This is a genomic window from Pseudomonas sp. D(2018) (assembly GCF_005502555.1).
GTDB lineage: Bacteria > Pseudomonadota > Gammaproteobacteria > Pseudomonadales > Pseudomonadaceae > Metapseudomonas > Metapseudomonas resinovorans.
In genome coordinates this window covers 25,840-38,962 of record NZ_SCOK01000022.1, presented here as the reverse complement: position 1 = coordinate 38,962, position 13,123 = coordinate 25,840, and the positions used below count along the sequence as shown (strand labels likewise).

Genomic DNA, 13,123 nt, shown 5'->3' with positions numbered 1-13,123 from the left:
CCGGCGGAAGACATGGCCTCAGCCTTTCAGCACATGGGCAAGGACATTGCGTACCTTGCCGATACCCTCGGCCAGCGCAGCCTCGATCTCGGCCATGGTGATGATGCCTTCCGACTTGCCGGCAGCCGGGTTCACCACCAGGGAGAGACAGGCGTACGGCAGGTTCAGCTCGCGGGCCAGCGCTGCTTCAGGCATGCCGGTCATGCCAACGATGTCACAGCCGTCGCGCTCCAGGCGGGCGATCTCGGCCACGGTTTCCAGGCGCGGACCCTGGGTACAGCCATAAACGCCGAAATCACTGTGCGGGTAGTCGCACGCGTTCAGCGCCGCCAGCAGCTCGGCGCGCAGGGCTTCGTCATAGGGATGGCTGAAGTCGATGTGGGTGACGTGGTCCAGATCGCCTTCGAAGTAGGTGCCGACACGACCATGGGTGTAGTCGATCACCTGATGTGGCACCACCAGGTGGCCGCTACCCATGGCCGCGTGAATGCCGCCCACGGCATTCACAGCGATTACCGCCTGCGCGCCGGCATGCTTGAGCGCCCAGAGATTGGCGCGATAGTTCACCTGGTGCGGCGGAATGCGATGCGGATGGCCATGGCGTGCAAGGAACAGCACGTCGTGCCCGGCGTACTCGCCATGAACGATTCCGGCCGACGGCGCGCCGTAGGGGGTATCAGGGTGGAGCAGGGCTTTCATGCTCAGGCCATCGAGCTGGGTCAGGCCTGTACCACCAATAATGGCGTAGACGGTCATGTCAGTTCCTCAATCGATCAACTGGGCTTCGCGCAAGGCGGCAACGGCCTGCGACCAGCGGGGATCCTGGCGGTATTCGGTGCCGGGGAAAGCACGGCGGCGCATTCGCGACAGGCTGGTCGGTGGTTTGACTCTCAAGCGCTGCAGGCGCTCCAGGGCCAACTCTGCAGAAGCGCGGTCATTGCACACCAACCCCATGTCGCAACCGGCTGTCAGCGCAGCCTCGATGCGCTCGGCGGCATCACCTACCACGTGGGCGCCGGCCATGGACAGGTCATCACTGAATATGACACCGGAAAATTTCAGTTCGCCTCGCAGGATGTCCTGCAACCAGCGCCGGGAGAAACCAGCAGGCTGGGCGTCCACCTGCGGGTAGATGACGTGGGCAGGCATCATGCCGTCCAGTTCCGCGGCCAGACGAGCGAACGGGACCAGGTCGGCCTGGCGAATCTGCTCCAGGCTGCGCTCGTCGGTGGGAATCGCCACGTGGGAGTCCGCCTCTGCCCAGCCGTGGCCTGGGAAATGCTTGCCGGTGGCAGCCATACCCGCCTGTCGCAAGCCGCGAATGAAAGCGCCAGCCAGGCGCGCGGCACGCTCAGGATCGCCCTCGAAGGCGCGACTACCAACGACGGCGCTGCGCTGGTGGTCGAGGTCCAGCACCGGGGCGAAGCTGATGTCCAGGCCAACTGCGAGCACTTCGGTCGCCATCAGCCAGCCGCACTGCTCGGACAGTTGCTCGGCATTGTCGTTGTCAGCCAGGGCGCGCATTGCCGGCAAGCGCAGGAAGCCTTGGCGCAGGCGTTGTACACGGCCGCCTTCCTGATCGACAGCAAGAATCAGGTCTGGCCGAACAGCGCGAATCGCAGCGCAGAGTTCGCGCACCTGGCGCGGGCTCTCGATATTGCGGGCAAAGATGATAAGACCGGCGACTTCCGGCTGACGGAGGATCTGCCGATCCTCGGCGGTCAGCCAGGTGCCGCCGATATCCAGCATCAGGGAACCTTGCATGAAAAATCCTTAAGAGAGTTGTGCCGTCGCCCAGACCGGGCAAGGTGCTTCGTCAATGCGTACCGCACAGTGGACGGGTACGCGATCGAAGAGTTCCAGCACATCGACATTTCGCAGACGAATGCACCCATGCGAGCGGGCTACCCCCATGGGCTCGGTATCCGGCGTACCGTGCAAGTAGATGTAGCGGCGGAAGCTGTCCACCTTGCCAAGTCGATTGTGACCAGGCTCGCAACCGCTCAGCCAAAGGATACGACTAAGGATCCAGTCCCGCCCCGGAAAGCGCTCGTGGAGTTCGGCATTCCAGACTTCACCCGTCCAGCGCCGACCACGAAGCACTGCACCGAGAGGCAGGCCCTCGCCGATCCGGGCGCGGACCTGGTGCAGCCCACGGGGGGTGCAGTTGGAACCATTCGTCTCACCTGCACCATTCAGGGCAGTAGACACAGACATGCGCAGAACCAACTGCCCCCCGGCAAAGCCGTAGAGCTGTTGGTCAGCGATGGAGATATGCAGAAGATCGAGGTTTTGCATGGGTCGCAAGCTTAGCCGATCAGCTCGCCTGCGCCCATATGGTTTTAAGCCTTGGCAGGTGCCGCCGGGGCCTTGTTGCGCGGTTTGAGCACCGCACTAGCCAGGGCTTCGTCAGTGACCCCGGTTTCGGCACGCATACCGGCTGCCAGGAACGGCACCATCAGACGCATGACCTGCTCGATCGAGGTATTCACGCCAAAGTCGTTTTCTGCCATGGCGCGCAACGCCTTGATACCCGACATGCTGAAAGCAGCAGCTCCGAGCATGAAATGCACTCGCCAGAACAGCTCGAGTGGCGGAACCTTGGGAGCGGAGTCGTTCACCAGCAGCATGTAACGGCGGAAAACCTTTCCGTAAACTTCTTCGAGGTACTTGCGCAAGTGCCCCTGGCTCTGACTGAATGCAAGCCCAAGCAGACGCATGAAGATCGAAAGGTCATTGCCACTGCGGGGCTTTACCGCCAGCGCCTGCTCAACGAGCATTTCCAGCAACTCTTCAAGGCTGGCCTTGCTCTCTGCCTTGGCCTGACGGCGGTCCAGTTCGCGCTCCAGGCTCTGGCAGAACGGGCCGAGGAAACGCGAGAAAACTGCCTGGATCAGCGCTTTCTTAGAGCCGAAATGGTAGTTCACAGCCGCCAGGTTGACCCCAGCTTTGCTGGTGATCAGGCGCAACGAAGTCTCGGCAAAGCCTTTCTCCGCGAACAGCTGTTCCGCAGCATCCAGAATGCGTTCAACGGTTTCCGACTGGGCCATGGCTCCTCCGCCTGACAAACACTTGTTTGAAACATACGTTTCATCCGGTCAGCTTGTCAAGCCATGCGCACCACTATCTGACGCAATGGTCACCCTCCCCGTAGCCAGCGCAACAGCAGCCTTGCCCAACCTTGAGCCGCAATCTCTCTTCTCTCCATAAAAAGAAGCGTTGCCAAGGTCACGCCACTGTATATAATCCCAGTCACTGTATAAAAAAACAGAGCGCCGCCATGCTGAAACTGACGCACCGCCAAGCCGAGATTCTCGCATTCATCAAGCGCTGCCTTGAAGATAACGGCTTCCCCCCGACCCGGGCGGAAATTGCCCAAGAACTCGGTTTCAAGTCGCCAAATGCCGCCGAGGAGCACCTCAAGGCCCTCGCCCGCAAGGGTGCCATCGAGATGACCCCGGGCGCATCCCGCGGCATCCGCATCCCTGGCTTCGAGCCTGGTAGCAACGAAGACGATGGTTTGCCGGTGATCGGCCGGGTCGCCGCTGGCGCGCCAATCCTTGCCCAGCAGAACATAGAAGAATCCTGCCGCATCAATCCCGACTTCTTCCATCCCCGTGCCGACTACCTGCTGCGCGTTCGCGGCATGTCCATGAAGGACATCGGCATCTATGACGGCGACCTGCTGGCCGTACACAGCACCCATGAGGCCCGCAACGGCCAGGTGGTGGTAGCTCGACTCGGCGAAGAAGTCACGGTCAAGCGCTTCAAGCGCGAAGGCGACAAGGTCTGGTTAATCGCCGAGAACCCCGAGTTCGCCCCCATCGAAGTGAACCTTGATGAGCAGGACCTGGTGATCGAAGGTTTGAGTGTCGGCGTGATCCGCCGCTAAAGGAGGCTCTATGCAGTTCCCGCAGTCGCTTGGTCGGTCTCAGCTCCCCCTGTTCCACGACGCCATCCTGGCCACCCCCGTGGTCCCGATGCTGACCGATGTAGTGGAAGAACCCCACCCGGAAGAGCCGGAAGCCTTCAGCGAGCTCTCGCTTCGAGGCGCCACTGGGCACTGCCGAAGCCTGCTGGGGTCGGTGCTTCGGGAACTCAGCGAAGAACAGGACGCACGCTGGCTGACACTGATCGGCGCCCCCTCCGGCCTGACCCGTGACTGGTTGCGCGAGTCCGGCCTGAACCGCGAACGCATACTGCTCCTGCAACCACGCGGCGAACAAAGCGCCCTGGAACTGGCATGCGAGGCGTTGCGATTGGGCCGCAGCCACACAGTAGTGAGCTGGCTGCAACTTGGGCAAAAGGCCAAACGCAGACTGGCCCACGCGGCACGCGAGGGTAGCGCGCAAAGCCTTAACATTCTTCTGGGGTGATAAGGACAGCGGGCGCCAGGTGATACCTAAGGCCTTTGACATCAGACGGTAACCGAATCAAAGGTAGATTAGGCTCCAGAAATCAATGCAGAACGCGCGGACCGTCTTGATGGTCCATGTCGCCTTCGGCCAGTCGGCCAGCCATCTGCACGCCGACATTCAGCATGGCCTTGGCGACTTCCAGGTGATGCCCCTGAAGGAAAGCCTTGGCATCGGCAGAGAAGTCCAGCGTCACCAACGCCTCCTCGTCCTCGGCCCGGCGCAGAATAATGCGCCCATCAGGCAGCTCGACTATTTCCAGAAAGGACGTAGGCATAAGTTCAAATCTCCACGAAAGGCGACCATTGTAACAGCGAGCCGCCAGTACGCCCTAGCCCATCGATCAAATCAGCACTCGCTCAGGGTTTCGCGGAAACGCAAGGCAAGGGATTTCAGACTCTGTCGCCAGGACTCCAGCGTCTCCCGCGACAAAGGCGCCACCTCCTCCTCCAGACTGACTGCGGTAATCAGCGGCAGTGTGGGATCGACTTTTGCCTGCTTTGGAGCCTGCGGCGGCTGGAACAGTCCACGATACGCTGCCAAAAGCGCGGCCAACCAGGTTTCGCTTTGCTGAGCCAGCTCCACCAGCTCAGCCAGCTCCGGGCTGGGCGCGACGGCCAGCACCTCTGGGGTTAACACAAGCTCGACACGCGGCGAATTGGCCTCGGGAAGGCGGTAGTAACCCGCGATCTCATGACAAAGGCCTAGCAGCGCACCATAAAGATGGAAGAGCGAAGCCTCACGCTCGGACTGCACCAGCGCCTGGGCATTCATCGCCCTACCCTCTTCCGCCTTGCGCCAGGACTCAAGCGACAGACCAGCGAAAAAGAGTTTCTGGTTGGTGCGGGTATAAAGCTCATGGGCCATGACGGCACCCTCCACAGGGGACTCGGGCAGTATATGCGCGCCCGGATCCGGGCGCGCTGCAGTCGGTCAGCGCTTATCTTCGACCTTCCACTTGCCGCCATCGTAGAAGGCGCGCCAGCCAGTGGGCTTACCTTCGACCTCAGTCTGTACGTACTGCTCCTTGGTCTTGCGACTGAATCGGATCACCGACGGACGCCCTTCAGGGTCTTTCGTCGGCGCATCCAGCAGGTAGTGGTACTTGGCGTCCAGCTCATCCTTGTGGGGGATCAGCTCCTTCACCAACGGGGCGCGGGTTTCACGGTTCTTTGGGAACTGGCTGGCTGCCAGGAAAAGCCCCGAAGCGCCATCACGCAGCACATAGATATCGTCAACCTTCTCGCACTTCAGCTCAGGCATGCGGATCGGGTCGATCTTCGGCGGCGCCGCCTCGCCACTCTTCAGCAGCTTGCGGGTGTTCTTGCAACTGGCATTGGTACAGCCAAAGAACTTGCCGAAACGACCTGTCTTGAGCTGCATCTCGCTGCCGCATTTGTCGCACTCAAGGCTCGGACCTTCGTAGCCCTTGATGCGATACTGACCCTGCTCGATCTCGTAGCCCGAGCAATCCGGGTTGTTACCGCAGATATGCAGTTTGCGAGTCTCGTCCAGCAGATAGGCGTCCATCGCAGTGGAGCAGATCGGGCAACGGTGCTTGCCACGCAACACGCGAGATTCGGACTCCCCCTCATCATCCGCGGCGATCTCATCACCCGGCACCAGGTTGATCGTGGCCTTGCAGCGCTCTTTCGGCGGCAGACTGTAGCCGGAGCAGCCAAGAAACACGCCAGTGGACGCAGTACGGATCATCATCGGGCGACCGCATTCGCGGCAGGCGATGTCGGTTAAAGTCGGCTGGTTGGCGCGCATGCCATTGTCGGCGCCTTCGGCCAGCTCCAGCTTTTTCTTGAAGTCGCCGTAGAACTCGTCCAGCAGATGCTTCCAGTCGCGCTCGCCCTGAGCCACATCGTCCAGATGCTCTTCCATACCGGCGGTGAAGCCATAGTCCATCAGGTTGGCGAAGCTTTCGCTCAGACGCTCAGTGACGATGTCACCCATCTTCTCCGCGTAGAAACGGCGGTTATGCACCGCCACGTAACCACGTTCCTGGATGGTGGAGATGATCGCCGCGTAGGTGGACGGACGGCCGATGCCACGCTTTTCGAGTTCCTTGACCAGACTGGCCTCGGAATAGCGCGCTGGCGGCTTGGTGAAGTGCTGACTGGGCTCGAGAGTGAGCAGTTTGAGCAGCTCGCCCTCCGTCATTTCCGGCAGCACGTCGTCCTCGCCCGGCTTGCTCTGCTGCGGCAGAACGCGGGTGTAACCATCGAACTTGAGGATGCGGCCCTTCGCGCGCAGCTCGAACTTGCTGGCAGTGACGCTGACGCTGGTGGACAGGTATTCGGCCGGCGGCATCTGGCAGGCCACGAACTGGCGCCAGATCAGGTCGTACAGGCGCTCGGCGTCACGCTCCATGCCGGACAGCTGGTTCGGGCGCAGGTTGACATCAGACGGGCGAATCGCCTCGTGAGCCTCCTGGGCGCCCTCCTTGCTGGAATAGACGTTCGCCTTGGCCGGCAGGTACTTCTGACCGAACTCACCCTCGATGAAGTCACGCACCATGGAAATGGCGTCGGCCGAGAGATTGGTCGAGTCAGTACGCATATAGGTGATGTAGCCGGCCTCGTAGAGACGCTGCGCCATCATCATGGTTTTCTTCACCCCGAAGCCCAGCCGATTGCTCGCGGCCTGCTGCAGGGTAGAGGTGATGAAGGGCGCGGACGGGCGACTGGATGTCGGCTTGTCCTCGCGCCTGGCCACGGTGTAGCTGGAGGCCTTGAGCTTCTCCAGGGCCGCCATGGCCTGGGCTTCATTGAGCGGCTTGAAGGCCTCGCCATTCTCACGGGCCACTTCGAAGCGCACCTTGGCGCCCTTGGTGGTGCCGAGGTCGGCATGCACTTCCCAGTACTCTTCCGGAACGAAGGCGCGAATCTCGCGCTCGCGCTCCACTACCAGCTTCACTGCTACGGACTGCACGCGGCCAGCGGACAGACCGCGGGCGATCTTCTGCCAAAGCAGCGGCGAGACCATGTAGCCCACTACACGATCGAGGAAGCGGCGAGCCTGCTGGGCGTTGACACGATTGATATCGAGATCGCCGGGCTGGGAGAAGGCCTCCTGGATGGCCTTCTTGGTGATTTCGTTGAACACCACGCGCTTGTAGCGGCTGTCATCGCCACCGATGGATTCCCGCAGGTGCCAGGCGATGGCCTCCCCTTCGCGGTCCAAGTCGGTTGCGAGATAAATGGTGTCGGCATCCTTGGCCAGGCGGCGCAATTCCTCAATCACCTTTTCCTTGCCGGGCAGGATCTCGTACTTGGCCTTCCAGCCGTGGTCCGGATCGACCCCCATACGGGCGACCAGCTGGCGCTTGGCCTTTTCCTTGGCGGACAGGGCGGGAGCTTCAGCAGCGGCCTTGCCACGCTTGGCCGGCTCTTTGGCGGTACTCGCCGAACCGCTGGTGGGGAGGTCACGGATATGGCCGATGCTCGACTTCACCACGTACTGGTTGCCCAGGTACTTGTTGATGGTCTTGGCCTTGGCCGGGGATTCCACGATGACCAGCGATTTGCCCATGGATCGGTGTGTTCCTGAATGAAATATGTAAAAAGCGGGAGCCGCCTGTCGCGGCACCGCTATATATAGTGGCCAGCGCAGCGCGGTCAAGCGCGCCCCTGGCCCTGTCCACGCCCCTCAGGGCTGCGGAAAGGGATCTGGCTCGGCACTCACCAAAGCGAAGCGCGCGATCTGCTCGCCGTCCACCTGAACCGTCTCGGTGAACATGCTGAGCGGACGCACCCAAAGGCCGTACTCACCGTAAAGGGCCTGGTAAACCACCAGCGCCTCCTCGGTTTCGGAGTGCCGGGCAATACCTATGACCCTGTATTGCTGACCTTTGTAGTGACGATAGAGACCCGGTTGCAGGCTCATGGTTGCCTCACAGTGATGAATGCAGGCTATCCCGCAAAGGTTGCGCATGGTGCCGCTTCATTCGGCCCGAGGCCAGCCCTTGAGAGAAATTTCCTGCGAAGTTTCTCCACATAAAAGCAAAAACCGGGGCACAAGGCCCCGGTTTCCTCATCTCCGCTACGCTCAGACGCGCTCGAAGATGGTGGTGATGCCCTGGCCGAGGCCCACGCACATGGTGGACACGCCCAGATTACCGCCGTTCTGCTTCATCACGTTCAGCAAGGTGCCGGAAATACGGGCACCAGAGCAGCCGAACGGGTGACCCAGGGCGATGGCGCCGCCATGCAGGTTAACCTTCTGCTCCATCTTGTCGAGGAGTTTGAGGTCTTTCAGCACCGGCAGTGCCTGAGCAGCGAAGGCTTCGTTGAGCTCAACGAAATCGATGTCATCCATGGTCAGGCCAGCGCGCTTGAGCGCCTTCTGAGTGGATGGCACCGGACCGTAACCCATGATCGCCGGGTCAACACCGGCAACCGCCATGGCACGAACCACGGCCATCGGCTGGATGCCCAGGTCTTGAGCACGCTGAGCGGACATGACGATCATGCACGATGCGCCGTCGGTGATCTGCGAGGAAGTACCCGCAGTCACGGTGCCGCCTTTCGGGTTGAACGCCGGCTTGAGGCTGGCCAGGCTTTCCAGCGTCGTCTCCGGACGAATGGTTTCGTCGAAGTCGAACACCTTCAGGAAGCCGTTCTCGTCGTAGCCTTGCATCGGGATGATTTCATCCTTGAACTTGCCTTCGACGGTAGCTTTGTGGGCCAGCTGGTGCGAACGCACACCGAACTGATCCTGAGCTTCACGGCTGATGCCGTGCATCTTGCCGAGCATTTCGGCGGTCAGCCCCATCATGCCCGAGGCCTTGGCGGCATACAGGGACATATGCGGGTTCGGATCGACGCCGTGCATCATGCCCACGTGGCCCATGTGCTCCACGCCACCGACTACGAACACGTCGCCGTTGCCGGTCTGGATGGCTTGCACGGCGGTGTGCAGGGCGCTCATGGACGAACCGCACAGACGGCTGACGGTCTGGCCGGCGCTGGTGTGGGGGATCTGGGTCATCAGCGACGCCATGCGTGCGATGTTCCAGCCCTGCTCCAGGGTCTGGTTCACGCAGCCCCAGATGACGTCCTCGACTTCCGCCGGGTCGACCTTGGCGTTGCGCTCCAGCAGCTTGCTGATCAGGTGGGCCGACATGTCCTCGGCACGGGTGTTGCGGTGCATGCCACCCTTGGAGCGACCCATCGGGGTGCGACCGAAGTCGACAATGACTGCATCTCTAGGATTCAGGCTCATATTCTTCACTCTCGCTCAATTAGCCGAAAAACTTCTGGCCGTTCTTGGCCATTTCGCGAAGCTTGGCGGTCGGGTGATACAGCGCGCCCAGGTCGGCGTACTTGTCGGCCATGGCTACGAATTCGGCCACACCGACGCTGTCGATGTAGCGCAGCGCACCACCACGGAAGGGCGGGAAGCCGATGCCGTAGATCAGGCCCATGTCGGCCTCGGCAGCCGTCGCTACGATGCCATCTTCCAGGCAACGTACGGTTTCCAGGCACAGCGGGATCATCATGAAGTTGATGATGTCTTCGTCAGTCAGCTCGCGCTGCTCCTTGACGATCGACTTCAGCACTTCATAGGCAACCGGATCGGTAACCTTTTTCGGCTTGCCGCGTTTGTCGGTTTCGTAGGCGTAGAAGCCCTTGCCGTTCTTCTGGCCCAGGCGATTGGCTTCGTACATCACGTCGACGGCCGTCTTGCCTTCAACCGCCATGCGATCCGGGAAGCCTTCGGCCATCACATCGCGACCGTGGTGACCGGTGTCGATGCCGACAACGTCGGACAAGTAGGCCGGACCCATGGGCCAGCCGAACTTCTCCATGATCTTGTCGATTCGTACGAAGTCGACGCCGAACTCCAACAGCTTGGCGAAGCCACCGAAATACGGGAACAGGACGCGGTTGACGAGGAAGCCGGGGCAGTCGTTGACCACGATCGGGTTCTTGCCCATTTTCTTGGCGTAGGCAACGGTGGTGGCAACGGCCACTTCGCTGGACTTCTCGCCACGGATCACTTCCACCAGCGGCATCATGTGCACCGGGTTGAAGAAGTGCATGCCGACGAAGTTCTCCGGGCGCTTCAGGGCTTGAGCCAGGTAGCTGATGGAGATGGTGGAGGTGTTCGAGGCGATGATGGCGTCTTCACGCACATGGCCTTCCACCTCGGCCAGCACGGCATGCTTGACCTTCGGGTTCTCGACCACAGCCTCGACCACGATGTCGACATTGCCGAAGTCGCCGTAGGACATGGTCGGACGAATCGCGTTCAGCGCTTCAGCCATCTTCTCAGGCTTCATGCGGCCCTTCTCGACGCGCTTGCCGAGCAGCTTGGACGCTTCCTGCAGGCCCATCTGGATACCCTCTTCGCGGATATCCTTCATCAGGATCGGAGTGCCCTTCGAGGCGGACTGGTAGGCGATGCCGCCACCCATGATGCCAGCGCCGAGAACAGCAGCCAGCTTCACGTCCTTGGCAGCTTCGTCGTACTGCTTGCCCTTCTTCTTCAGTTCCTGGTCATTCAGGAACAGTCCGATCAGGCTGGTGGCGACCGAAGTCTTGGCCAGTTTCACGAAACCGGCTGCCTCGACTTCCAGCGCCTTCTCGCGACCGAAGTTGGCGGCCTTCTGGATGGTCTTGATGGCTTCTACCGGGGCCGGGTAGTTCGGACCGGCCTGGCCGGCAACGAAACCCTTGGCGGTCTCGAAGGCCATCATCTGTTCGATGGCGTTGAGCTTGAGCTTTTCCAGCTTCGGCTGACGCTTGGCCTTGAAGTCCAGCTCGCCGGCAATGGCGCGCTTGACCAGGTCCAGGGCACCGGCCTGCAGCAGCTCGGGAGCGACCACGGCGTCGACGGCGCCGACTTTCAGTGCGTCTTCGGCGCGGTTCTCCTTACCGGAGGCGATCCACTCGATGGCGTTGTCGGTGCCGATGATGCGCGGCAGACGCACGGTGCCGCCGAAGCCTGGGTAGATGCCCAGCTTGACTTCCGGCAGGCCGATCTTGGCGACGGTGCTCATCACGCGGTAGTCGGCTGCCAGGCACATTTCCAGGCCGCCACCCAGGGCGATGCCGTTGATAGCGACAACGGTGGGAACTTCGAGGTCTTCGAACGCGCTGAAGATCTTGTTGGCTTCGAGGTTGCCGGCCACCAGTTCTTCGTCAGGCAACTGGAAGTTGTCGACGAATTCAGTGATATCGGCGCCGACGATGAATACGTCCTTGCCGCTGCTGACGATCACGCCCTTGACCGAAGCATCGGCCTTGATGGCTGCGACTGCATCACGCAGTTCGTTCAGGGTGAGACGGTTGAACTTGTTGACGGACTCACCCTTGAGGTCGAACTTCAGTTCGACGATACCGCCCTCAAGAGCCTTAACCGTGATGGCTTTACCTTCGTAAATCATCAACTGATCTCCACGGTTTGGGAAACTGGACTGTACGCGTCAGAGCCAACCGGCGGACTCGCCTCCGGCGCTGCCGGAGCATAGTCCTGATCGGTCCGGCACACCCACCGACGCGATATTCGGGCAGCATCGGAAGCGTCTGACAAGACAAACGCTCGATTCATACGCCCGTTTGATTTGGGTGAGCGGAGATTCAGGGAAAAGTCCGCTCTTGTCAATCTCGCAACGTGACCGACCAGCCACGATGGAATGGCTCTGCCCCCAGCCTCGCCACCGCGTGAACACGAAAGCAGGTGAAGATTCATACGAATGATCGCGACCTATCACGATCACCGCTGATAGACGGGAAAGTCCCCGGAACGCCGCTGGCAAATTGCCTGCGCCACGGGTACATTCGTGCCACTCGCACCCGTCAGGTTTCGAGCGCCATAACAACAACAATCAAGGCCAATGGCCCACGGAGAAGCACCAATGACGAGCCGCTTGCTTGCCATTCTGCTGGGTACCCTGCTTACCCTTCCCGCCTTCGCTTCCGCCCAAGCCACCCCCGCGGACAGCCTCCTCAAGCTCCATCAGATGCGCCTGGCCGCCCAGCGCAGCCTCGGCGACTTCTATATGTACAACGGCATGGAAGGTGACCAGCGCTACGCGCGCCTGATCGACGAGTCGGTGCAGAAAGCCAATGCCCGCCTGAACGAACTGGGGGAAATGCCCGGAGAAGCCTCGAAGGCCCTGCGCGCGCAGTTGGCGCAGGAATGGCAGAACTACAACAGCGAATTGACCGGCCTGGTCACCTCCCTCAAGCAGCAGGGCTATACCGACCTGCAGCCGGTGGCCGACTTGACCGAACGCAACAAGCGCCTGATGGAGCTCTCCAACGAGCTTTACGCCAGAATCCAGCAGGAAAGCGCCACCCAGGTACCCCCCCTGACCCAGCGCAGCCGCGACCAGAGTCTGCTGATGCAGTCCATAGCGGTGGACTACGCCTCACGCAGCGCCTCCATCGGTGGCAGTTTCATCGGTGGCAACGGTGGCAAGGCCATCGACGAAATGGCCGGAGAGTTCGCCAGCCAGCTCGCCAGCCTGGAACAGGCACCGCAGAACACGCCGGAAATCCGCCAGGCGCTGGATGGCATCAGCACCAAGTGGCGCTACATCGAGAAATCGCTGAAGCACTACAACGAGAACAGCGTTCCGTTCCTCATCAACAAGTACTCGGACCGCATCATCGACGGCCTCGAAGACGTCTCCGCCCGCTATTCGGCCGCCCAGAGCTGAAGCGCCGGCAATCGGCGCAACGGCAACGCCG

13 protein-coding genes are annotated in these 13,123 nt (G+C 61.2%); 3 read left to right on the top strand and 10 right to left on the bottom strand.

Features of this window, described 5'->3' with window-relative positions; all coding sequences use genetic code 11:
* Positions 1-18: 18 nt before the first annotated feature.
* The 4 genes from FFS60_RS15645 to FFS60_RS15630 are packed head-to-tail and all read right to left on the bottom strand — an operon-like array spanning position 19 to position 3,050.
* A complete protein-coding gene (locus tag FFS60_RS15645) occupies positions 19-756 on the bottom strand; it encodes an S-methyl-5'-thioinosine phosphorylase (protein ID WP_028629473.1) in 738 nt (245 codons plus the stop codon).
* 9 nt (positions 757-765) lie between these two features.
* Positions 766-1,764 carry a beta-N-acetylhexosaminidase gene (gene nagZ / locus FFS60_RS15640; RefSeq protein WP_137822472.1) on the bottom strand — a complete coding sequence of 333 codons (999 nt, stop codon included), beginning with the start codon at positions 1,762-1,764 and terminating at the stop codon, positions 766-768.
* A 9-nt stretch (positions 1,765-1,773) separates the two neighbouring features.
* Positions 1,774-2,298: a L,D-transpeptidase gene (locus tag FFS60_RS15635; protein WP_081668104.1), complete on the bottom strand. Its 525-nt coding sequence runs from the start codon at positions 2,296-2,298 to the stop codon at positions 1,774-1,776.
* A 44-nt stretch (positions 2,299-2,342) separates the two neighbouring features.
* Positions 2,343-3,050, bottom strand: coding sequence for a TetR/AcrR family transcriptional regulator (locus tag FFS60_RS15630; RefSeq protein WP_137822471.1), 708 nt, complete (start codon positions 3,048-3,050; stop codon positions 2,343-2,345).
* A gap of 230 nt (positions 3,051-3,280) precedes the next feature.
* Here FFS60_RS15630 and lexA point away from each other — a divergent pair, with 230 nt between their 5' ends.
* Together lexA and sulA are read left to right on the top strand one after the other, a co-directional pair.
* The gene (gene lexA, locus FFS60_RS15625) at positions 3,281-3,892 is read left to right on the top strand and encodes a transcriptional repressor LexA (RefSeq protein ID WP_137822470.1); all 612 of its coding nucleotides are present in this window, start codon (positions 3,281-3,283) and stop codon (positions 3,890-3,892) included.
* Between the two features lie 10 nt (positions 3,893-3,902).
* Positions 3,903-4,376 carry an SOS-induced cell division inhibitor SulA gene (sulA, locus tag FFS60_RS15620; protein WP_028629478.1) on the top strand — a complete coding sequence of 158 codons (474 nt, stop codon included), beginning with the start codon at positions 3,903-3,905 and terminating at the stop codon, positions 4,374-4,376.
* 82 nt (positions 4,377-4,458) lie between these two features.
* Here the strand turns inward: sulA and FFS60_RS15615 are convergent, their stop codons facing one another.
* From FFS60_RS15615 to fadB, 6 genes are all read right to left on the bottom strand, one after another.
* Positions 4,459-4,692, bottom strand: coding sequence for a hypothetical protein (locus tag FFS60_RS15615; protein WP_028629479.1), 234 nt, complete (start codon positions 4,690-4,692; stop codon positions 4,459-4,461).
* Positions 4,693-4,763: 71 nt separating this feature from the next.
* Positions 4,764-5,282 (bottom strand): DUF6586 family protein, encoded by a 519-nt coding sequence (locus FFS60_RS15610; RefSeq protein WP_028629480.1) that lies wholly within the window; start codon positions 5,280-5,282, stop codon positions 4,764-4,766.
* Positions 5,283-5,348: 66 nt separating this feature from the next.
* The gene (gene topA / locus FFS60_RS15605) at positions 5,349-7,955 is read right to left on the bottom strand and encodes a type I DNA topoisomerase (RefSeq protein ID WP_137822469.1); all 2,607 of its coding nucleotides are present in this window, start codon (positions 7,953-7,955) and stop codon (positions 5,349-5,351) included.
* A gap of 117 nt (positions 7,956-8,072) precedes the next feature.
* Positions 8,073-8,309 carry a DUF1653 domain-containing protein gene (locus FFS60_RS15600; protein WP_028629482.1) on the bottom strand — a complete coding sequence of 79 codons (237 nt, stop codon included), beginning with the start codon at positions 8,307-8,309 and terminating at the stop codon, positions 8,073-8,075.
* 162 nt (positions 8,310-8,471) lie between these two features.
* Complete coding sequence (fadA, locus tag FFS60_RS15595) at positions 8,472-9,647, bottom strand: acetyl-CoA C-acyltransferase FadA (RefSeq protein WP_028629483.1); 1,176 nt, start codon at positions 9,645-9,647, stop codon at positions 8,472-8,474.
* Positions 9,648-9,666: 19 nt separating this feature from the next.
* Positions 9,667-11,814, bottom strand: coding sequence for a fatty acid oxidation complex subunit alpha FadB (fadB, locus tag FFS60_RS15590; RefSeq protein ID WP_028629484.1), 2,148 nt, complete (start codon positions 11,812-11,814; stop codon positions 9,667-9,669).
* Positions 11,815-12,285: 471 nt separating this feature from the next.
* On the opposite strand from fadB, the gene FFS60_RS15585 reads away from it, so the two are divergent.
* On the top strand, positions 12,286-13,092 hold the full coding sequence (locus FFS60_RS15585; RefSeq protein WP_137822468.1) for a hypothetical protein: 807 nt from the start codon (positions 12,286-12,288) through the stop codon (positions 13,090-13,092).
* Positions 13,093-13,123 lie beyond the last annotated feature (31 nt).